Genomic DNA, 20,863 nt, shown 5'->3' on the forward strand with positions numbered 1-20,863 from the left:
TGCCGAGGTGCCGGTATTCGCCGCCCGTCCGGTCTCACGTCGCTGTCTCCCCAGACCGTCCGTCGGCTTCCGAGATCATGATTGCGGAGTCCGGGCGGGAGTCGGGGCGAAGGATCGGAAGAGACCGAATGTGATCGTTCCGGTTCGCACGGCAGTGCTGAAGGCGAATGTGATCGCCGGAACGGGGGAGCCGCCTCCGAGTGGGAGCGAGCGCGCACGGCCCGCTCGTTCCCCGTGCGGCCGACCGTTTCTGACGATCCGTAACGTCTGCCTGCGGGAACCGTGATCCGGCCCGACATCTCTGTGTCATCCGCCAATACGGCCACCCGCCGGTGCGGGGAGAGGATTTCCGCCACGGCCGCGCAACGGGGTGCGGCCCGGAAGGGGGACTGTCCATGAGCGGGCAGCAGTACGACCAGATCGGTGAGGCCTTCGAGGGCTTCAAGGCCCTGCCGCTGATGCGCTTCGGCGAGGTGCCGAGCTTCCTGGAGCTGGTGGGCGACGTCCGGGGCCGGTCGGTGCTCGACCTGGCCTGCGGAACCGGCTTCTACAGCCGGGAGTTCAAGCGGCGCGGCGCGGGCGAGGTGTTCGGGGTGGACATCTCGGTGGAGATGATCGCCGCCGCACGGGAGATCGAGCGGCGCGAGCCGCTGGGCGTGCGCTACGAGGTCGGTGACGTCCTCGAACTCGGCGATCTGGAGCCGAAGTTCGACGTGGCGCTCGGCGTGCAGTGTCTCAACTACGCCCAGACGGTGGCCGAGATGGAGCGGATGTGCCGCAACATCCACCGCAACCTGGTGCCGGGCGGCGAGTTCTTCGTGCTGGCCCAGAAGCCGGACTACGCCTTCGACTGCGCGGACCTGGAGAACTACGGCTTCCGCTGCGAGTTCGCCGGTGAGATCGAGACCGGGAACCGGGTCCGGGTCACCGCGCTGCTGGAGCCGGAGCCGATCACCATCGTCTCCTCGGCGCCGAGCCGCGAGGTCTACGAGAAGTGCCTGCAGGCCGCCGGCTTCCGCGAGGTCGAGTGGGTGCCGCTGCAGATCACCGAGGCCGGACTGCGCCAGTACGGCGAGGAGTTCTGGGCCGAGGCGCTCGCCCACCCGCCGCTGGAGATGTTCCGCGCCCGCGCCTGAGAACGACGGCGGCCCCGCCCGGAAGAGGGCGGGGCCGGCGTGGTTCACGGTGTCAGCAGCTGCTGACCCAGACGTGGGAGGAAGCGATGTTCGCCACGTTGGCGTTGCGGGCGATGCCCGAGTTGCGCGGCAGGCAGAACAGGAGGTTCTTGCCGCCCGCGAACTCGTACACCTTCACCTTGTCGTAGGTGTCGGGGGCACCCGCGTTGTACCAGGACTCGGAGTTGTTGTCGATGGTTCCCCACTTGCCCTGGGTGGCGTACTGCCAGTCCCAGTTGTCGCCGGCCCAGGCGATGGCCTGGTTGCCGGAGGTGTACTGGTAGTTGGGCAGGTAGAAGGCGCAGAAGTCGCCGGTGTGGCAGTAGTCGTTGACGACCCGGCCCGCGTCCGCGGAGGCGGGCGTCGCCAGCGCCAGTGCGAGGCCCGCCGTCGCGGCGGCGGCCAACCCGAGCTTCTTGAAGCGGTTCATCGTCGTATCTCCCCTTGTGACTCGACGCGGGTGGTCCGCGTCGAAACCTCGATGAGCTCCCTGGCCCGTCCGACGGCCCGCGCCCGCAGGGCGTCGTACTCGGCGAACTCGGCACGGCTCTGCTCGCGGATCCGCCCGCGCGCCTCGGCGGCCACCCGCTCGGCGACCGTCACCAGCTGCGAGGACCCCGAGCAGCGCGCGTCCGCCGTCGCCGTCGACACCTCCAACTGCCAGGCGGCGTCAGGTCCCTGGGTCTCCTGGGACTGCTTCTCCCCGGCGGCGCGGAGCTCCTGGGCGGCCGAGGCCACCTGGCGGCGCGCCTCGCCGGGGCTCTGCGCCGGGTGCCCGGCCGCCGCCATGCAGGTGCGCCAGGCCGTCAGCGCTTCCGTGTACCGGGCGTCGGCGGCCACCAGCGGGCCGGTCTCCAACTGGAGGTTGCTCGCCCGGATGTCCAGCGCGAACCAGCGGTCCAGGTCGCCGTACAGCTCCCGCCGGGCGGCCGAGGTGCAGCCCCCGCGCGGGGTGAAGGCGGAGTTGCCGTCGGCGAGCGGGACGGTGACCGAGTCGGCCCGGTCCCCGTTGAGCGCCGCGGTGTAGGCGCCGCGCCGCTCGGGGGACAGCCCGCCGACGTAGTCCGCGTTGGTCCGGTGCGCTCCCGGGGACGCTGACGGTTTCGGGGGACGGCGCTGGATGCCGTAGCCGTAGGCCTGGGCCCAGGAGGTGTCCGCCGAACCGAAGTCGGAGCGGCGCCCGTCCTCGGCGGTGGTGTCGCGGACCCACTCCACGTAGTACGTGAAGCCGGCCTTCCGCATGCAGTCGGCGGTGTGCACCTGCTCGGCCCACTCCAGCAGCTCCCGGTCGCCGGCCGAAGCCGCCGGCACCGCCGGTGCCTCGGCGGCCGGCGCGGCCGAGGGCCCCGCGCCGCCCGCGCCGGGCGACTGCTGACACCCGCTCAGCAGCGCCACGGCGACGGCCACCCCGGCCGCCGCTCCCGCTCCCCATCCACCTCGCTCGCTCATGCGTCCATCGTCGGCACGGGCCGGCGACTCGGGAACCTAGGGAGAAGAAGGTTGGCACCGGCACGCCCCCGTGCTAGGAGCACTGTCATGCCTCTCTACCCACCGATCACGCCCTACGACAGCGGCTTCCTCGACACCGGCGACGGGAACCGCGTGTACTACGAGCAGTACGGCAGTCCGGACGGCAAACCCGCGGTCGGCGTCCACGGCGGGCCCGGGGCGGGATCGCCGCGGAACCCGCTGCGGGCCTGGGACCCGGAGCGGTACCGGGTGATCCGCTTCGACCAGCGGAACTGCGGCCGCAGCACGCCGCACGCCAGTGACCCGGCGGCGGACATGAGCCTGAACACCACCGGGCACCTGATCGAGGACATGGAGCGCCTGCGCGAGCACCTCGGCGTGGAGAAGTGGCTGGTGAACGGCGCCTCCTGGGGCGTGACGCTCGCCCTGGCCTACGCGCAGCGCCACCCCGAGCGGGTCAGCGAGCTCATCCTCCAGGCGGTGATGACCAGCAGCCGCGCCGAGATCGACTGGCTCTACCGCGGCGCCGGACGCTTCCACCCCGAGGCCTGGGACCGCTTCCGTGACGGCGTGCCCGAGGCGGAGCGGGACGGCGACCTGCCGGCCGCCTACGCCCGGCTGATGGAGCACCCCGACCGCGCCGTCCGGGCGAAGGCCGCCGTCGACTGGCTCGCCTGGGAGGACGCCGTCATCTCGGCGGAGCCCAACAACCGGCCGGGCATGTACAGCGACCGGGTGGACGAGGACCAGATCGCCTTCGTCCGGATCTGCTCCCACTTCTTCGGCCACGGCGCCTGGCTGACGGAGGACCAGCTCCTGCGCGGCGCGCCCCGCCTGGCCGGCATCCCCGGCGTGGTGGTGACCGGCCGGCACGACATGGGCTGCCCGCCGCAGTCGGCCTGGCGGCTGGTGAACGCCTGGCCGGGAGCCCGGCTGCACATCTCCGAGGACTCCGGCCACGTGGGCAGCGAGAGCATGGTGAAGGTGGTCCACGACGCCATCGAGGAGTTCAAGGACCGCTGAACGGGTGCCGCCCGGCGGGGCGGCCTTCGGCCGGTCGGGGGAAGGTCAACTCGCCGTGCTGTCACGGTGCTTGACTGGGGGACGGACGGGCCACATCCTTACCGAGCGGTAAGACCGCCCGGTAACCACGGCTGGTGCAGCTCCGTGGCGGTGTGCCGTCCCCCACCCCTCGTCACCGCCACGGAGGCACCCCCATGCCGACGACCGGAATCCCGCGCGCCCGCGCGGCCCTCACCACCCTCGCCCTCACGGCCTCCCTCGCCGCCGGTGCCCTCACCGCCGCCGGCCCGGCCGCCGCTGCGGCCCAGGCCGCCCCGTACGCCCGCTACGTCGCCCTCGGCGACTCCTACGCCTCCGGCGCCGGGGTGCCGACGCAGGTGGACACCGCCTGTGCGCGGTCGGACAAGAACTACCCCTCGGTGCTGGCCGGGGCGCTGGCGCCGGCCGCGACGGCGGACGTCACCTGCGGCGGAGCCACCACCGTCCACATGACGAGCACGCAGAGCGGCTCCGCCGGGCCGCAGTTCAACGCGCTGACCGCCGACACCGACCTGGTGACGCTGACCATCGGCGGCAACGACGTGGGCTTCGCCGACATCATCGTGCGCTGCACCACGCTCGGCTTCTTCAACGGCAACGGCGCTCCCTGCAAGGGGAGTTACACCTCGGGCGGGACCGACCAGCTGGCCGCGAAGGTGGACGCGACCGGGGCGAAGGTCGGGGCGGTGCTGGACGGCATCCGGCAGCGGGCGCCGCGGGCGACGGTGCTGGTGACGGGGTACCCGGCGATCCTGCCGGACGACGGGTCCAACTGCTGGGCCACCGTCAGCATCGCCAAGGGCGACGCGCCCTGGCTGCGCGACACCCAGAAGCGGCTCAACTCGGTGATCGCGGCCCAGGCCGCCGCGCACGGTGCCCGGTACGTGGACGTGTACGCGCCCTCGGTGGGCCACGACGTGTGCAAGCCCTCGGGGACGCGGTGGATGGAACCGCTGTTCGGCAGCGGCGCGGCGGCCTTCCACCCGAACGCGGCGGGGGAGCGGTCGATGGCCGAGGCGGCGCGCGCGGTGGCGGTCGGCTGAGCGACCCCGGACGGGTGGCCTGCGGCGAACCGTGTTGAACGTGTTCAGTTCTCGGTCTAGAGTCGTCCACGTCGCAGGGCGGAGCGAGTCGCACCGCCGTCACGAGGGGGACCGCCATGCCCGAGCACGATTTCGCCCAGTGGGTGGACCACTTCCACGCCGAGGCCGCCCGCCGGGCCGCCACCGCCGAGCCCGACTGGTCGGCGGGGGCGCAACTGCCGGACACCGTCTGGGCCAGCCTGCAGAAGTTCCAGGTCGGCGAGGACGGTGACGGGGCCAACCTGATCGGCAAGGCCGACAAGGAGGGGGACCCGGACTACGCCCTGGCCGCCCGGCTCTTCGTCGCCGAGGAGCAGAACCACGCCCGGCTGCTGGCCCGGCTGTTGGAGGCGGGCGGTCGCCCGACCCTGGACGGGCACTGGAGCGACCGGATCTTCGTCCGGGTGCGGCGGCTGCTCGGGATGCGCACCGAGCTGCTGGTGCTGATGATCGCGGAGCTGGTCGCCGTCCCGTACTACCGCGCCGTCCGGGACGGCGCCGCCGATCCGCTGGTGAGCGAGGTGGCCGGGCGGATCATGGCCGACGAGGAGCGGCACATCCCGTTCCACTGCGACCGGCTGGCCGACTCGCTGGCCGAACTCGGCCCGGCCGCCCGGCGGGTGACGGTCGGTGGGTGGCGGTTGCTGCTGCTCGCCGCCGCGCTCTTCGTGGCGGTCGACCACGGCCCCGCGCTGCGGGACCTCGGCGCCCGGCGCACCCGCTTCGTGCGGGACGTGTTCCGCCTCTCCGGCCCGGTCGCGGTCGCGATCCTCGGCGAGGCCGGGCGGGTCGGGGCGGTCCGCCGGCAGGGGGTGGCACACGCCTCCTGACGGAGCGGCGGGCGGAGCGGGTCGGGGCGGTGGAGGGACCATGCCGACCGAGCGCTCGCTCCCACGAGCCGGCGGCCCGGCCGGACTGCCCCACGGGGGTGGACAGTCCGGCCGGGCCGCCGAAAGCCGGTGCCGCCCGGGCTCAGGCGCCGACGTACGCCGCCAGGTGCTCGCCCGTCAGGGTGGAGCGGGCGGCGACCAGTTCGGCCGGGGTGCCCTCGAAGACCACCGTGCCGCCGTCGTGGCCGGCGCCCGGACCGAGGTCGACGATCCAGTCGGCGTGGGCCATCACGGCCTGGTGGTGCTCCACCACGATCACCGACTTGCCGGAGTCCACCAGCCGGTCCAGCAGCCCGAGCAGCTGCTGCACGTCGGCCAGGTGCAGGCCGGTGGTCGGCTCGTCCAGCACGTAGAGCCCGCCCTTCTCGCCCATGTGGGTGGCCAGCTTGAGCCGCTGGCGCTCGCCGCCGGAGAGGGTGGTGAGCGGCTGACCGAGCGTCAGGTAGCCGAGGCCGACGTCCGCCAGCCGGTCCAGGACCCGGTGCGCGGCCGGAGTGGCGCCGGCCCCGGCGGGGCCGAAGAACTCCTCGGCCTCCGTCACCGACATCGCCAGCACCTCGCTGATGTCCTTGCCCCCGAGGTGGTAGTCCAGCACCGAGGCGTCGAAGCGCTTGCCCTCGCACTGCTCGCAGGTGGTCGCCACCCCGGCCATCATCGCCAGGTCGGTGTAGATCACCCCGGCGCCGTTGCAGGTCGGGCAGGCGCCCTCGGAGTTGGCGCTGAACAGGGCCGGCTTCACCCCGTTCTCCTTGGCGAAGGCCTTGCGGATCGGGTCGAGCAGCCCGGTGTAGGTGGCCGGGTTGCTCCGCCGGGAGCCCTTGATCGGGGTCTGGTCCACGACCACCACGCCCGCCTCGGCGGCGGCCCGGCTGCGGACCAGCGAGCCGTGCACCAGCGAGCTCTTGCCCGAGCCGGCCACGCCCGTCATCACCACCAGCACCCCGAGCGGGACGTCCACGTCCACGCTCCGCAGGTTGTGGGTGCTCGCGCCGCGGACCTCCAGCACCTCGGAGTACTTGCGCACCTCGGCCTTGAGCGAGGCCCGGTCGTCCAGGTGACGGCCCGTCACCGTGCCGCCCTTGCGCAGCCCCTCGACGCTGCCCTCGAAGCAGACCGTGCCGCCCGCCGTCCCGGCCCCCGGACCGAGGTCGACCACGTGGTCGGCGATCGCGATGACCTCCGGCTTGTGCTCCACCACCAGCACCGTGTTGCCCTTGTCCCGCAGGCGCAGCAGCAGCTCGTTCATCCGCTGGATGTCGTGCGGGTGCAGGCCGGTGGTGGGCTCGTCGAAGACGTAGGTCACGTCGGTGAGGGAGGAGCCGAGGTGACGGATCATCTTGACCCGCTGCGCCTCGCCGCCGGAGAGCGTCCCGGCCGGCCGGTCCAGCGAGAGGTAGCCGAGGCCGATCTCCACGAAGGAGTCGAGGGTGTGCCCGAGGGAGGCGAGCAGCGGCGCCACCGTGGGCTCCTTCAGCCCGCGCACCCAGCCCGCCAGGTCGCTGATCTGCATGGCGCAGGCGTCGGCGATGCTCACCTTGCCGATCTTCGAGGAGCGGGCCGCCTCGCTCAGCCGGGTGCCGCCGCACTCCGGGCAGGAGGTGAAGGTGACCGCGCGGTCCACGAAGGCCCGGATGTGCGGCTGCATCGCCTCCGGGTCCTTGGACAGGAAGGACTTGCGGAGCTTGGGGATCAGGCCCTCGTAGGTGAGGTTCACCCCGTTGACCTTGACCTTGGTCGGCTCGCGGTAGAGGAAGTCCTGCATCTCCTTCTTGCTGAACTCCCGGATCGGCTTGTCCGGGTCCAGGAAGCCGGAGTTGGCGAAGATGCCGACCGTCCAGACGTTGTCCGCCTTGTAGCCGGGGATGGTGATGGCGCCCTCGGAGATCGACTTGGAGTCGTCGAACAGCTCGGCCAGGTCCAGGTCGCTGACGGAGCCCCGGCCCTCGCAGTGGGGGCACATGCCGCCGGTGATGCTGAAGCTGCGCCGCTCCTTGACGGTCTTCCCGGCCTTCTCGACCGTCACCGCGCCCGCGCCGCTGATCGAGGCGACGTTGAAGGAGAACGCCTGCGGCGAGCCGATGTGCGGCTTGCCCAGGCGGCTGAACAGGATCCGCAGCATCGCGTTGGCGTCGGTGGCGGTGCCGACGGTGGAGCGCGGGTCGGAGCCCATCCGCTGCTGGTCCACGATGATCGCCGTGGTCAGGCCCTCCAGCACGTCCACGTCGGGGCGGGCCAGGTTGGGCATGAAGCCCTGGAGGAAGGCGCTGTAGGTCTCGTTGATCATCCGCTGCGAGTCCGCGGCGATGGTGTCGAAGACCAGCGAGCTCTTCCCGGAGCCGGACACGCCGGTGAACACCGTGAGGCGGCGCTTGGGGATCTCCACGCTGACGTTCTTGAGGTTGTTCTCGCGCGCGCCGTGGACCCGGATCAGGTCGTGACTGTCGGCGACGTGCGACGCGGGCGGCTGCTTCGCGGCCTTGCTGGCCATGCTCTGTCTCCATCCGTGTGACGGGACCGCCCCTCCGCGCTCCCAACCGTTCTTCCTCGCTCGCCCGATCTTGCCAGTTCGGACCGACGGAGGACGGTCGGGTGCGCGGAGGGCGCGGCCCGTCAGTCCTGGATGCGGCGCCAGGGGCGGCCGGCCTCCAGGGCGAAGGCGAGTTCGAGGAGCAGGCGCTCCTGGCCGTGGGCGGCGGAGAGGTGGACGCCGATCGGGAGGCCGTCGGGGGCGGCGCCGGTGGGGAGGGTGATCGCCGGGCCGCCGGTGACGTTGTTGACCGGGGTGAAGGCCACGTAGCGCAGCAGACGCTCCGTCAGCTCCTCGAACTCCACGGTGGGGCTGAGGTGGCCGAGCGGCGGGGTGGTGTGGGCCAGGGTGGGGGAGAGGATCGCGTCGTGGTCGCGGAAGATGCCGGCGTAGGTGCGCTCGGCCTGCCGCAGGCGGCGCAGCACGCCCGGGCCCCGGCGGTACTCGCGCAGGAAGCTGCGCCGCAGGCCGGTGGTGAGCGGGTCGAGGTCGCGGGAGCGGAAGCTGCGGTCCACCACCAGGCGGCCGGTGGAGGCGATCACGAGGCGATGAAGCCCCAGTAGAGGAGGAAGTCGCGGGAGAAGTCGGTGCCGAAGGGCAGGGTGGCGGGGGTGACCTGATGGCCCATCGCCTCCAGCCGGGCGGCGGTCTCCTCCACCGCGCGGCGGGTCCGGTCGTCGCTGACCGCGATGGGCGAGTCCACCACCAGGCCGATCCGCAGCTTGCGGCTGCCCGGGCCCTCGACCAGGCCGATCGGCGGCAGGGCGGGGTTGCGGTGCTGCTGCTCGGCGGCGGCGTAGAAGGCGGCCGTGTCGCGGACGGAGCGGGTGACCACGCCGTCGGTGACGATGTCCAGCGGGAGTTGGCGGCCCTGCTCGTTGGGGACCAGCCGGCCGCGGGTGGGCTTGAGGCCGACCAGGCCGCAGGCCGCCGCCGGGATCCGGATCGAGCCGCCGCCGTCGTTGGCGTGCGCGATCGGCACCACGCCGGAGGCCACCAGCACGGCCGAACCGCCGGAGGAGGCACCGGCGGAGCGCGAGGGGTCCCAGGGGTTGCGGACCGGCTCGGCGGCGGCGTACTCGGTGGTCGCGTTCAGCCCGAACTCCGGCAGCCGGGTCTTGCCCAGCACCGTCACCCCGCTGGTCATGAACAGCTCGGTGAACGGCGCGCTGCGCCGGGCCGGGCGGGCCCGGAAGGCGGCGCTGCCGTGGCCGGTCGGCACGCCGAGCAGGTCGACGTTGTCCTTGAGGTAGGTGGGGACGCCGTACAGCGGGCCGTCGGGCGCGCCGGGGGCGGAGCGCGGGGCGTCGTGCAGCGCGAAGGCGACGGGGCGCAGCGCCTCGACCCGCGCCGCGCGCCCGGCCGCGGCGGCGGCCAGCTCGGCCGGGCTCACCGCTCCGGAGCGGACGGCGGCCGCGAGGGCCACCGCGTCGTGCTCGCCCAGCGCGTCGTCGCCGAACGCGTGCACCCGGCCGTCGGTCATCTCGCTCCTCCGTACCTACTGCCCGGTAACGGCCGGGCAGGGCAGCAGTGTACGGGCGGGGTGGTGCTGCGGCCAGAGTCCCGGGCGAGCCGGTGGAAAGCGCTTGCTGACGGGGCGTCGGAAATCGTGTTGACCCTTCGTCCGCGACCCGGCGAGGGTGGCGGTGATGGCTTGACGATCACCTCCGGGGGCCGCTGATGATGTTCGGAATGTCGGGCGACTGGTGGGTGGTCTTCCTCCTGCCCGCCGCGTTCTGGGTGCCGCTCGGGCCGTTCGTCATGGCCGCGCTGGGCGTCAGCTGTGCCCGGAACCCGGGCCGGCGGGCTCGGCTCGCCTCGGTTCTGCTGCCGCTGCTGCCGGTCACGGTGGTCGGCGTCGTCGCGGTGTTCCCGACGGACACCTGGGACGAGGAGACCTGGCTGGCCGACTTCCTGGGGGGCTACGTCGGCTTCTACATCGGGCTGGTCACCGTGCTGCCGTGGCTGCTCGGGTACCTGGCGGTGCGGGTCTCGCGGGCGGTGAGGGCCCGGCGCGGGCCGGCCGCCGGGTCGGTGGCGGCGGGTCAGGAGGACATCAGCCCGCCGCGGTAGGAGATGGCCACGGCCTGGGCCCGGTCGCGCGCGCCGAGCTTGGCCAGCACCCGCTTCATGTGGGTCTTGACGGTGGATTCGGCGAGGAACAGCCGGGTGGCGATCTCCGGGTTCGAGCAGCCCTCGGCGGCCAGCCGGAGCACCTCGCGTTCGCGGGTGGTGAGGCGGGACAGGCGCGGGTCCTCGGGCTGGGAAAGCGCTTGCCCGGGCGCGGCGGAGGCGATCCGGTCCACCAGCGCCCGGGTCACCGCCGGGTCCAGCAGGGCCTCGCCGGCGGCCACCGCGCGGACGGCCTCGATCAGCCGCTCCGGTGAGGCCCGCTTGAGCAGAAAAGCGCTTGCCCCCGCCCGCAGCGCCTCCCAGACGTACTCGTCGTGCTGGAACACCGTCAGCACCAGCACCCGGGCCGGATGCGGCCCGGCCACGATCCGGCGGGTGGCCTCGATCCCGTCGATCCCCGGCATCCGCACGTCCATCAGCACCACGTCCGGCCGCAGCTCCTGGCAGAGCCGGACCGCCGCCAGTCCGTCGGCTGCCTGCCCGACCACCTCCAGGCCTTCGTCGGTGCCCAGCACCAGGGCGATCCCGGCCCGTAGCAGGGCGTCGTCCTCGGCCACGACCAGCCGGATCCGCCGCCGCTCCGGACTCTCCGCCTCCCGACCCTGCCCCTCCTGACCCGCCGTCACCGGACCGGCAGGACGGCGTGCAGCCGGAAGCCGCCCAGGTCACCTCCCCCGTGCTCCACGCTTCCGCCCAGCATCGAGACCCGCTCCGAGATGCCGATCAGGCCGCCCCCGGGCACGTAGCCCTCGGCCGGTCCCCGGCCGTCGTCGCTGACCTCGATCTCCAGGCGGTCCCCGAGCCGCCGCACGGAGACGTCGGCGGTCGCGGCCCGGCCGTGCTTGACGGTGTTGGTCAGCGCCTCCTGGACGATCCGGTAGGCCGAGACGTCGATGCTGCGCGGCAGCCGGGCGACCTCGCCCGGGTCCAGCCGCAGGCCGACCGTCAGCCCCGCCCGGTCCATCCGCCCGGTGAGCCGACCCAGGTCCGCCAGCCCCGGCCGCCCTGACGGGTCGTCCGGATCCTGCTCCGGCTGGTGCCGGAGCGCGGCCAGCACCCGGTCCAGCTCGTCCAGGGCGTCCCGGCCGGTCTGCTCCAGCTCCGTGAGCACCGTGCGGGTGCGCTCCGGATCGCGCTCCAGCAACCGCCGGGCCGCACCCGCCTGGACCAGCATCACGTTCACCGTGTGCCCGACCAGGTCGTGCAACTCCCGCGCCATCCGGGCCCGTTCGCCGTTGACCGCCTCCCGGTGCAGCCTGGCCCTGGCCGCCTCCCGCTCCTCCAGGCGCCGAGCCGAGCCGTAGCCGATCGCCCAGCCGAGCAGCCAGAGGAAGAGCACCCCGGCCGGAATCGCCGGATAGGTGCGGGCCCCCTCCGAGCCGGTGAAGTACCCGGCCATCCCGGCCAGCGCGATGAACGGCCCGGCCCACGCCCGGGCCCGGGTGCCGTGCAGGCCGAGCGCGTGCAGCACCACGATGTTGGCGTACGGTGCGACCGGCGAGGTCAGCACCCAGAGCGACTCGGCCGACAGCGCGGCCGTGCCCGCCAGGTAGGCGCTGAGCGGGGTCGAGCGGCGGGCGGCGACGGCGGCCGCCTGGACGGTGCTGAGCAGCACGGCGAGCGGCATCCGGTCGCCCAACTCCGGTGCCGCCGCGACCCGTTCGACGAGCATGGCGGCGAGGAAGGCGGCGGCGAGGAGCAGGTCGAGCACGAGGCTGCGGGACGGTCGCGTCATGTGGTGGTGTTCCCGGGCGGGTCGCAGGGGTCGGTCCGCGGCACCGTATCGGCGTCCGCACCCTTGGCGCATCACCCTTCGGGGGTACTCCGCACCCGGCCGGCCACCCCCGAGGGGGACCACGGCGGCAGCCCCCGGCGGGGGACGCCCCGCCGGGGCCGCCGCGCCTACCTTCCGCCCCATGGACAACGCCACGCACCACCGGGCCGACCGCCCCGCCTCCCTCCTCCCGCGCCGCACCGCGCTCGCCCTCTTCGCCCTGCTCGGGGCGGCGGTCGCCCTGCTCTCCGCGCGCTACTTCACCCTCGACCCCGAGACCTTCCTGGAGGACCAGCGCGCCACCTACCTCGCGCACCTCGTCCCGCTGCTGTGCCACATCGGCGGTGGGACGGTGGCCCTGCTGCTCGGCCCCTGGCAGTTCGTGGCCCGGCTGAGAACCCGGCGGCCCGCCGTGCACCGCTTCGTCGGGCGGGTCTACCTGCTGAGCGCGGCGGTCACCGGCCTCGGCGGTCTGGCCCTCGCACCGTACGGCCTCTACCCGCCGATCGCCCCGATCGGCTTCGGCCTCCTCGCCGTGCTGCTCCTGGGCACCTCCGCCGCGGCCCTCCGGACGGCCCGTCAGCGCCGCTTCGACCGCCACCGGGTCTGGGCCGTCCGCTCCTACGCCCTGATCCTGGCCGCCGTCACCCTCCGCGTCTGGCTCCCGCTCTTCGACGCCCTCGGCGCCCCCTTCGACCAGGCCTACCCGGCCGCCGGGTGGACCTGCTGGCTGATCAACCTCGCCGTCGCCGAGGCCTTCCTGGCCAGGAAGCCTTCCACGCGGGTGAGTTGAGCCCGGCCGCGCGGCGTCCACCGGCACCGGGCCGGGCGCCTCACCTGCGGGGTGGCGGCCAAGGGAATCCGAGCGCGCGGGCGGAGTCGGCCGAGCCGCCGCAGAGGTCGGCGTAGGAGCGTGGATCGCGCTCCGTCAACTCCCGCGCGAACCGCGCCGCCTGCACCGCCGGGTCCTCGTCCGTCACGATGAGCTCCGTGCGGAACTGCAGCCACGGGGCGCTCCCCGAGGCACGGGCGGTGGGGTGGCCCAGCAGGACGTCGACCGTGCCGGGCCGCCACGAGGAGGCGCTGATCAAGCCGAACCGCCACCGCTCCAGCGCTGCGGCGTCCGCGCGCAGCCGCTCGCCGAGTAGCCGGGCCGTGGTCCGGGCGGGCCACTCCCAGCTGCGGTCCTGCTCGGCGCGGGCGACCTCGGCGTCGTACCGGCGGGCGTCGAAACGGAAGTCGGGCAGCTCGGGGGCCGGCCCGTTCCTGTCGCGCCAGCTGTGCCACAGCACGTGGTCCCCCACGCGTTCGACGGTGGTGCAGAGCGCACCGCAGCAGCCCCAGGTGCACTCGGCCTCCGCCAGTTCCACCTCACGCGGCTCGTCGCCCGCGCGCAGCCCCCGGTCCGCGCTCAGCAGCCGCTCCGGTTCGTGGCCGGGGCCCGGGGCGAAGGCCTCGGCGATGATGTCGCGCCCGTCGACGATCGGATGGACCGCGGCGGTGACGACGGTGAGGCCGCGGCGCCCGGTGCTGGTGGAGGTGCGGATGTCGATGCCGAAGCTGTTCGTGCCGATCACCGGGCGATTCTCCCAGTCCGCCGGCCGGCCCGGTCACCCGCCCGGGCGGGACGGGCGACGGGTGTCTCAGAAGGCCTTGCCAGGGTTGAGGATCCCCAGCGGGTCGAAGGCGTGCTTGACGCTGCGGTGGAGGTCGAGCACGGCCGGGTCCAGGGCGGTGGCGAGCCGGCTGCGCTTGAGGGTGCCCACGCCGTGTTCGCCGGTGATCGAGCCGCCGAGGTCGAGGGCCTTGCGCCAGAGCTGCTCGGTCTTGCGGTGGGCCTCGCGGAAGGTTTCGGGGGTGCGGTCGGGGAGGATCAGGACCGGGTGCAGGTTGCCGTCCCCGGCGTGGCCGACGGTGGCGATCCGGACGGTGCCCTCCCGGCCGGTGCGCTCGATGTGGCCCAGCATCTCGACCAGGCGGCTGCGCGGCACCACCAGGTCCTCCACGATGGTGGCCGCGCCGGAGGCGAGCAGCGCCTCCCCCGCCGAACGCCGGACGGAGAGCATCTCCTCGGCCCCGTCCGCGCTGCTGGACATCGTCATCGAGGTGGCCCCCTGCTCCTGGCAGAGCCGCACCATCTCGGCCACCAGCCGCTGGGCGTCGCCGCCGTCGGCCTGGCCGATGAGCAGGACGGCGGAGGTGGTGTCCGCGTCGCTCGGCCGGTAGGCCTCGACGGCGTCCAGCGCGGCGCGGTCGAGCAGTTCGAGCATGGACGGCCGTCCGGACAGCCGGGCGATCGAGGCGACGGCCGCGCCGGCGGCCCGCAGGCCGTCGAACCCGGCGGTGAAGGTGGCCGGTTCGGTGGTCGGCACCGGGCGCAGCCGCAGGGTCGCCGCGGTGATGATGCCGAGGGTGCCCTCCGAACCGACGAACAGCCGGGTCAGGTCGTACCCGGCGACGTTCTTGAGGGTGCGCCCGCCCGTGCGGACCAACCGGCCGTCGGCGAGCACCACTTCGAGTCCGAGCACGTTGTCGGCGGTGACGCCGTACTTCACGCAGCGCAGCCCCCCGGCGTTGGTGGCCACGTTCCCGCCGATGGTGGAGACCCCGGCGCTGCCCGGATCCGGCGGGTAGAACAGCCGCTGTGCGGCGGCGGCCCGGCCGAGCGCGCCGTTCACCACCCCGGCCTCCACCACGGCGTACTGGTCGGCGGCGTTCAACTCCCGGATCGCGGAGAGCCGTTCGAGCGAGAGCACGACCCCGCGCGCCAGCGCGGACGCCCCGCCCGCGAGCCCGCTGCCCGCCCCGCGCGGTACCAGCGGCACGCGGTGACGGCTGGCCCACCGGGCGACCCGCCGGACCTGTTCGACGTCCTGCGGCAGCGCGACGGCGAGCGGCAACTCGTGTTCGACCGTGTCGGCGCGGTCCCCGGCGTAGGGGCGGACCTCGCCCTCCTCCTGGAGGAGCGCGTCCCCGCCGAGCAGGGCGCGGAGCTCGGAGATCTCCGGCAGAGCCGTGGTCCGCAGGTGCACGGCCGGAACAGCGTTCACGAATCACCCAAGTCGTCAGTGCGGAAAAGCCGGTGGACGGATGGCACGGTCGAATCGGAGGGGAGCAGGTGACGCGTTCTCGTCATTCTCGGGCGCACCGTGGGAGGGGCGGTCGCGGAGTGCGCTCCGATTCGCCTTCGATCCTGCCGGGACGCGCACGCCAGTTGACGCATTTTCAGGACAACCCACGTGTCTGACGTGGGGTTGTGTCATAATTCCTCCACTCCGCAGGTGATTAACCGGATTTGAGTACTCGTCCGACCGGTGGAAATCCGAGGCACTTCCCGAGAACGGCTCTTCACGCCCGCTTTGTCATGCCCTAGTCTCTCGGGGCCGAGAGTGCGCGACGACCACGGGGGGATTCCGAGATGAGCACACCGCCGACCGCCGACCAGTACGCCGCGGACCGGCCCGGGGGAGCCTGGGATCCGGCCGCAGCGTCGGGCCCGGGCCCGGACGCACCGCCGCCGTGGGTCCCGCCGCGGCGCCGGGTCCGGCGTCTGCTGCGGGGCGGCCTGGCGGGGCTCGGGCTGGTCGCCCTGGTCGCGGCGGCGCTGGTGGTGGCCGGCTACTACTACCGCGACGCCCCGATCACCGCCGACGCCGGTGACTGCGTGCACAACACCGGCACCACCGAGGACCCGGAGGTCAGTGTGGTGCCGTGCTCCGCCCCCGAGGCCGAGTTCGTGGTGATCAAGATGATCCACCTGGTGAACGAGGACGCCTGCGACGAGGTCCCGGGCACCATCGCCACCTACCGCGAGGAGCGCCGCAGCGCCTCCTTCAGCCTCTGCCTGGGCCGCAACGACTACTCCTGACAACTCCTGACGAGGCCGTCCGACGGGCCGTCAGGGGCTCTCAGGGCGGCGCCTGTTCAGGAGTCGAGGCGGAGGTGGGCCAGGGCCTTGTCGTCGTGGGGTTTGGGGCGGGGCCAGGCGATGGCGTCGGGGTCGGTGGTCTCGGCGTGGTGGATCGCGTCGACGACCTGCTGGGGGTGGCTGCGGCGGGAGTCGGCGACGAGGGCGGGCCAGTCGAGGAGGTGGTGGTCGGTGACGGCGGAGGAGACGCCGTCGGTGAGCAGGAGGACGTCGGTCAGCTCGGCGAGGGGCCAGGCGGCGGTGACGGCGCGCAGTCCGGCCTCGGGGGTGGCCTCGGCAACCCAGTAGCCGCCGTCGCGGTTGATCACGGTGTGCTGGAACTCGCGGAGCTCACGCATCAGTTCGCGGTGGCGACGGTCGAAGCCGGACCCGGCGGCGAGCCGGGCGCGGTACTCGGTGGTCTGTGGACGGGGGTCGAGCAGTCCGGCCAGCCGGTCGTCGCTGAGCACCGAAACGGAGCCGTCCCGGTGGAACGCCACCACCGGGCTGTCACCGAGCACGGCCGCCTCCAGGCGGGGGCCGTTGCGGCGGACCACGGCGACGGTGGCGGCCGGGCCGCGGCCCGGCCGGAGGCCGTGCCCGGTGGCGACGGCGGCTATCGCGGAGGCCAGCAGGGCGGGCAGCGGGAGTGCCGGACGGCCGAGGAGCTGCTCGGACAGCTGCGCGCCCAGGGTCCGCGCGTACCAGCCGCCGAGCGGTGTCTCGTCGCTGACGGTCGAGACTCCGTCGAGCACCACCACCGCGTCCGGCAGCACCACGATGTGGTCCTCCGTCAGCCGCTCGGGGCCGCCCCCGGGCCGTTCGCCGAGCAGTACCCGCCAGGGTGCCAACGCCCCCTGGCCCTGCGCCGTGCTGGTCTTCCGGTCCACTCCGCACCTCCGCCCTGGAGTCTGGCGGCGGAAGGTGAACGGCGGGGGACGGAGAGCGGGACGACCGGGGTGCCGCGCGATCAGGTACGCGGCACCCCGGCCGGGTTCACGGGTCCCCGGCGGACGGGCGGGGACGGGCGAGGGGGGCGGGGGCTCAGAGCTCGAAGTAGTCGCGGCTGTCGACCGGGACGAGGTCCACGTACTCCGGGTGCTTGGCGATCCAGGCCTTGATGTACGGGCAGTACGGGAGCACGGCGAGGCCGCGCTCGCGGGCGTCGTCCAGGGCGAAGCGGGCGAGCGAGCTCGCCAGGCCCTGGCCCTCGAAGGCCGGGTTGACCTCGGTGTGGGTGAAGGCGATCTCGCCCTCTCCGAGGCGGTACTCGGCGAAGCCGGCGAGCCGGTCGCCGTCGACTATGACCTCGTAGCGGGAGAGGTCTTGGCGGTCGACGATCTTCGATTCCATCGGGGCTCCAGCCTGGTCGGTGAGGCGCTCGTACGCGCGTGCGGTCCGTCAGTGGCCGTGGCTGACGCAGAACTCGTTGCCGGCCGGGTCCTGGAGAACGGTCCAGGACAGGCCGGGCGCCTGCTGTTCGCCGACGACCGTGGCGCCCAGCTCCACCAACCGCCGGACCTCGGCCGCCAGGTCGTCGGCCGTGAGGTCCAGGTGGACCCGGTTCTTGCTCAGCTTGGGTTCGGACACCTGCTGGAACCCGAGCGTCAACGGCTTCGCACCGACCATCACGAACTCGCCGAAGTCCTGGGAGATCTCGGCGTCGAGCACGGTGGCCCACCACTGGGCCAGTTCGCGCGGGGAGGAGCAGTCGATCGTGATCATCGTTGCGGAGACAGTCATGGATCACCCTAACCACAGCCGCCCCCGCCCGCGTCAAGCGCCTGACATGCCGTCATCTGCGCCGGAGCGGTCCGTCAACTCCGTACCGGCCCCGGTCCGTCGGCTCGGGGCCGGCCCCGGACCGTCCGTGCCCGGCGGGGACCCTCAGTGGAGGCGCCGCAGACCGTCGCGGACCCGGCGGGCGTCGCGCAGGCGACGCTCGTAGGTGGCCCCGAGGACCAGCAGGAGCAGACCCGCCGCCGCCAGCGGGACCCAGCGGGGCAGGGCGCCGATGAGCTGGGTCACCAGCGGGGTGAGCTCGTGCACCGCCACGGCGGTGAGGGTGACGGCACCGAAGAGCAGCGGGGCGCGGAGCCGCTGCCGGGCACCCAGGACGGTCAGGGCGAGGGCCGCCGTGCCGAGCAGCAGCGGGCGCGGCCAGGTCGGCTCGGCCCAGACCGCGACCAGGCTGGGCAGCAGGGCGAGGCCGAGTCCGGCGCCGTAGGCGGCCGTGGAGGAGAGCTCCGGGCTGCGGCGCCGCCGCAGGTGACCGATGGTCAGCGCGGCGGCCGCCACGCTCAGCGTGTACGGCTCGGGGACGGTGACCCCGGCCAGGGCGAGCCGCACCCAGGAGGAGAGCACCAGCAGCCCGGTGCCGACCAGTGCCGCCCGGCGGCGGTCCGGCCGCAGCGCCACGGCGAGCGCCAGCACACCGCCGACGGCCAGGGCCAGGCTGAGCGCCCCCGGGTGACCGGCCGTCAGGGCGAAGGCGGGGAGCGCGAGGGCGTATCCCGTCCCCTCCACGGCCAGGGCGAGCGAGCTGCGGTCGCCCCGGTGCGCGATGCCGGCGGCCGCCGCGACGGTGAGGGCGGTCACGGCGAGGAGGAGGAACGCGAGCTCGTACGCCGCCAGACCGCCGGTCTGCCCGGCGGCGAGGGCGGTGACGGCGAGGGAGGCCACGGCGAAGCCGCCGAAGGGCGCTGCCCAGCGCTGCGGGAGCCGGGAGGCGAGGAGCGCGGCGCCGGCCGTCAGGGCGGACCAGACGACGAGCGTCGCGGTCCGGTCGGTGCCGCCCCAGATCACGGCGGCGGTGGCGGACGGGAGGAGCACGAGCAGGTGGGAGGTGGGGTCGGTGGGGCGCTGGAGGGCGAGGACGAGGGCGGTGGCGGCCGCGGTGAGCGCCAGGGCCCAGAACGCCCCGGTGGTGAGGGGGAGTTCGAAGAGGGCGGGGAGCAGGCAGGCGAGCGTCGAGCCGGTGGCGAGGGCGGTGCGGAGCAGGACGCGGGCGGGGGCGGTGCGGCCGGTGCGGGTGCAGCGGAGCGCGGTGGTGGCCAGGAGGGCGGTCAGCAGCGCGAACAGGGCGGCGGGGGCGAGGGGGAACGACCAGGTGGTGGTGTGGAGCTCGGTGGCGTCGGTACCGGGCCAGTCCCAGGCGAGGGCCCAGCGCTCGACCGGGCCGAAGAAGGCACGGGCCAGGGCGGGCAGGACGGCGAGTTGGGCGAGGAGGACGGCGGCGGCTCCGGCGATGAACAGGCCGAGGGAGGTGGGCGGGGCGGGCGGCGTCGCGGGACCGGTGGCGTCGGCGGCTGCCGGGTGCGGGGTGGCTCCCTGGGCCGGGGACCCTCCGAGGGCGCCGCCGTCCGCGTCGGGCGTCCTGCTCGACCTGCCGGCCTCGGAGGTGGCGGCCTCGGGCGTGCCGGCCTCGGAGGCGGCGGCCTCGTACGGGGCGGTCACGGGCGTGGCGGAGGTCAGGACCTGGAGGGCGGCGAGCAGCAGGAGCGCACCGGGGACGGCGTAACCGGCCGGGACCCAGGAGGCGGGGAGCGAGAAGCGCAGGCTCGCGCCGATCGCGGCGAGCGGCGCGGCGCCGGCCAGGACGGCGGCCGCGCAGCGCAGTTCGTGTCCGACCGTGCGGGGGAGCAGGCCGGCCGGACGCCCGGTGGAGACCGCGACGCCGAGGGCCGAGAGCAGGGCGAGCGCGGGCCAGGCGAGCCGGGCCTCCGTCAGGGACGTCGCCGTGAGCAGCTGGGTGGCGGAGGTGAGGGCGCCGAGCAGGGTGAAGCCGACGCCGCAGGCGACGAGCGCGTGGCTGAGGCCGCCCGCCGTGGAGGCCGGGGCGGTGACGGGCGTGGCGGTGACGGTGTCCGTGCGGGCGCCCGGAGCACGGCGGGAGGTGCGGGTGGCCAGGAGGAGGTCGAGCAGGGCGGTGAGCAGGAAGGCCGTCGCGTAGCCGCCGATGTCGGTGTCGATCGCCAGGGCGGCCAGTGAGAGCGGCAGTTGGGCGAGGGCCAGGGCGGCGGCCCGCGGGCCGCGGAGCTTGAGGACGGTGCCGTAGGACGCCGCGCCGAGGGCGGTCAGGGCGGTGGCGGCCGCCCAGTAGGAGGCGGCGGGGACGCGGTCGAGACCGGCGAGGCCGACGGTGCGGGCCGCGAGCCAGTCCAGCAGGACCAGGGCCAGGCCGAGCACGGCGGAGGTCTCGGCGGTGGCGGTCAGGCCGCGGCGGCGCAGCGGCAGCGGGGCGAGGAGCGCGCACAGGGTGACGCCGGCGAGCACGGCGGCCCGGCCGCCGATGCCGAGGCTGCCCCAGCTGACGACGGTGAAGACCAGCGCGGCGATCGCCACCATCAGGCCGCCGAGCACCAGCAGCACGGTCTGCGCCGAGGGCCCGGAGACCTCCTTGCCTGCTGCGGGCACGGGCGGCCGCCCCCAGGGTGCGGCGGGCGCCGCCCAGTTGGGGCCGACGGGGCCGACGGGGCCCGCGGACAGCTGCTGCGACCAGGGCAGCGGCGTCGGCGGGTCGGGAAGGTCCTGTCGGGCGCGCAGGGCGCCGAGGAGCTGGTCGCGCCGGACGATCAGACCCTGCCGTTGGGCGTCGAGCGCGTTCAGGGCGACGGTCACCTGCCAGAGCGCGGCAGCGTCCTGTCCGAGCAGCGGCAGCCGGCAGGCGGGGCAGCGGGCGGTTCCGGGGGCGGTGGCCAGTGGCGCTCCGCAACCCGGACAGGGCAGTGAACCGGTCGTCATGACGGAGATTGTGAGGCCGGAGCGGGTGCTCGGCCATGAGTACGGCTACTCATCTCCCGTGCTCAGCCGCTCGGCGGTACCGGGGCGGCCGGTCGGGGCT

Annotated in this window: 18 protein-coding genes and 1 pseudogene; 7 read left to right on the top strand and 12 right to left on the bottom strand. The window is 74.2% G+C overall.

Going from position 1 to position 20,863, the window contains the following annotated elements; genetic code table 11:
- Positions 1 to 395 precede the first annotated feature (395 nt).
- Positions 396 to 1,136 (top strand): class I SAM-dependent methyltransferase, encoded by a 741-nt coding sequence (locus ABD946_RS08765; protein WP_345281714.1) that lies wholly within the window; start codon positions 396 to 398, stop codon positions 1,134 to 1,136.
- Between the two features lie 52 nt (positions 1,137 to 1,188).
- Here the strand turns inward: ABD946_RS08765 and ABD946_RS08770 are convergent, their stop codons facing one another.
- On the bottom strand, positions 1,189 to 1,605 hold the full coding sequence (locus ABD946_RS08770) for a peptidase inhibitor family I36 protein (RefSeq protein ID WP_345281716.1): 417 nt from the start codon (positions 1,603 to 1,605) through the stop codon (positions 1,189 to 1,191).
- Entirely contained in the window at positions 1,602 to 2,624 is a 1,023-nt protein-coding gene (locus ABD946_RS08775; protein WP_345281718.1) for a hypothetical protein, read from the bottom strand. The genes ABD946_RS08770 and ABD946_RS08775 overlap by 4 nt, the downstream gene beginning before the upstream one ends.
- 87 nt (positions 2,625 to 2,711) lie before the next feature.
- Between ABD946_RS08775 and pip the strand changes: the two genes are divergently transcribed.
- The 3 genes from pip (at position 2,712) to ABD946_RS08790 (ending at position 5,619) form a co-directional block, all read left to right on the top strand.
- Complete coding sequence (gene pip, locus ABD946_RS08780; protein ID WP_345281719.1) at positions 2,712 to 3,668, top strand: prolyl aminopeptidase; 957 nt, start codon at positions 2,712 to 2,714, stop codon at positions 3,666 to 3,668.
- 194 nt (positions 3,669 to 3,862) lie between these two features.
- Complete coding sequence (locus ABD946_RS08785; protein ID WP_345281721.1) at positions 3,863 to 4,750, top strand: SGNH/GDSL hydrolase family protein; 888 nt, start codon at positions 3,863 to 3,865, stop codon at positions 4,748 to 4,750.
- 116 nt (positions 4,751 to 4,866) lie between these two features.
- A complete protein-coding gene (locus ABD946_RS08790; protein WP_345281723.1) occupies positions 4,867 to 5,619 on the top strand; it encodes a ferritin-like domain-containing protein in 753 nt (250 codons plus the stop codon).
- A 142-nt stretch (positions 5,620 to 5,761) separates the two neighbouring features.
- Here ABD946_RS08790 and ABD946_RS08795 read toward each other — a convergent pair whose 3' ends face one another.
- Both ABD946_RS08795 and ABD946_RS08800 read right to left on the bottom strand, forming a co-directional pair.
- A complete protein-coding gene (locus tag ABD946_RS08795) occupies positions 5,762 to 8,167 on the bottom strand; it encodes an ATP-binding cassette domain-containing protein (protein ID WP_345281725.1) in 2,406 nt (801 codons plus the stop codon).
- A gap of 122 nt (positions 8,168 to 8,289) precedes the next feature.
- Positions 8,290 to 9,689 (bottom strand): annotated as a pseudogene (locus ABD946_RS08800) (amidase).
- Positions 9,690 to 9,898: 209 nt separating this feature from the next.
- Here ABD946_RS08800 and ABD946_RS08805 point away from each other — a divergent pair.
- The gene (locus ABD946_RS08805; protein WP_345281727.1) at positions 9,899 to 10,279 is read left to right on the top strand and encodes a hypothetical protein; all 381 of its coding nucleotides are present in this window, start codon (positions 9,899 to 9,901) and stop codon (positions 10,277 to 10,279) included.
- Here ABD946_RS08805 and ABD946_RS08810 read toward each other — a convergent pair.
- Together ABD946_RS08810 and ABD946_RS08815 are read right to left on the bottom strand one after the other, a co-directional pair.
- Positions 10,252 to 10,965, bottom strand: a complete 714-nt coding sequence (locus ABD946_RS08810; protein WP_345281729.1) for a response regulator — start codon at positions 10,963 to 10,965, stop codon at positions 10,252 to 10,254. The two genes, ABD946_RS08805 and ABD946_RS08810, sit on opposite strands and share 28 nt — an antisense overlap.
- A complete protein-coding gene (locus ABD946_RS08815; protein ID WP_345281731.1) occupies positions 10,962 to 12,074 on the bottom strand; it encodes a sensor histidine kinase in 1,113 nt (370 codons plus the stop codon). Before ABD946_RS08815 ends, ABD946_RS08810 begins: the two co-directional genes overlap by 4 nt.
- Before the next feature lie 181 nt (positions 12,075 to 12,255).
- On the opposite strand from ABD946_RS08815, the gene ABD946_RS08820 reads away from it, so the two are divergent.
- Entirely contained in the window at positions 12,256 to 12,906 is a 651-nt protein-coding gene (locus ABD946_RS08820; protein ID WP_345281733.1) for a DUF2306 domain-containing protein, read from the top strand.
- Positions 12,907 to 12,946: 40 nt separating this feature from the next.
- Here the strand turns inward: ABD946_RS08820 and ABD946_RS08825 are convergent, their stop codons facing one another.
- Positions 12,947 to 13,690 (bottom strand): hypothetical protein, encoded by a 744-nt coding sequence (locus ABD946_RS08825; RefSeq protein ID WP_345281735.1) that lies wholly within the window; start codon positions 13,688 to 13,690, stop codon positions 12,947 to 12,949.
- Between the two features lie 66 nt (positions 13,691 to 13,756).
- Positions 13,757 to 15,163: an FAD-binding oxidoreductase gene (locus tag ABD946_RS08830; RefSeq protein WP_345281737.1), complete on the bottom strand. Its 1,407-nt coding sequence runs from the start codon at positions 15,161 to 15,163 to the stop codon at positions 13,757 to 13,759.
- Positions 15,164 to 15,531: 368 nt separating this feature from the next.
- On the opposite strand from ABD946_RS08830, the gene ABD946_RS08835 reads away from it, so the two are divergent.
- Positions 15,532 to 15,981, top strand: a complete 450-nt coding sequence (locus ABD946_RS08835; RefSeq protein WP_345281738.1) for an LppU/SCO3897 family protein — start codon at positions 15,532 to 15,534, stop codon at positions 15,979 to 15,981.
- Positions 15,982 to 16,037: 56 nt separating this feature from the next.
- Here ABD946_RS08835 and ABD946_RS08840 read toward each other — a convergent pair whose 3' ends face one another.
- The 4 genes from ABD946_RS08840 to ABD946_RS08855 all read right to left on the bottom strand — a co-directional run bounded on the left by ABD946_RS08840 (position 16,038) and on the right by ABD946_RS08855 (position 20,763).
- Positions 16,038 to 16,910 (bottom strand): hypothetical protein, encoded by an 873-nt coding sequence (locus ABD946_RS08840; RefSeq protein WP_345281740.1) that lies wholly within the window; start codon positions 16,908 to 16,910, stop codon positions 16,038 to 16,040.
- A gap of 154 nt (positions 16,911 to 17,064) precedes the next feature.
- Positions 17,065 to 17,373 carry a GNAT family N-acetyltransferase gene (locus tag ABD946_RS08845; RefSeq protein ID WP_345281742.1) on the bottom strand — a complete coding sequence of 103 codons (309 nt, stop codon included), beginning with the start codon at positions 17,371 to 17,373 and terminating at the stop codon, positions 17,065 to 17,067.
- 48 nt (positions 17,374 to 17,421) lie between these two features.
- A complete protein-coding gene (locus ABD946_RS08850) occupies positions 17,422 to 17,763 on the bottom strand; it encodes a VOC family protein (protein WP_345281744.1) in 342 nt (113 codons plus the stop codon).
- Between the two features lie 144 nt (positions 17,764 to 17,907).
- Positions 17,908 to 20,763: an SCO7613 C-terminal domain-containing membrane protein gene (locus ABD946_RS08855; RefSeq protein WP_345281746.1), complete on the bottom strand. Its 2,856-nt coding sequence runs from the start codon at positions 20,761 to 20,763 to the stop codon at positions 17,908 to 17,910.
- Positions 20,764 to 20,863 lie beyond the last annotated feature (100 nt).

It is taken from the genome of Kitasatospora albolonga (genome assembly GCF_039535905.1).
GTDB classification, from domain to species: Bacteria; Actinomycetota; Actinomycetes; order Streptomycetales; family Streptomycetaceae; genus Kitasatospora; species Kitasatospora albolonga.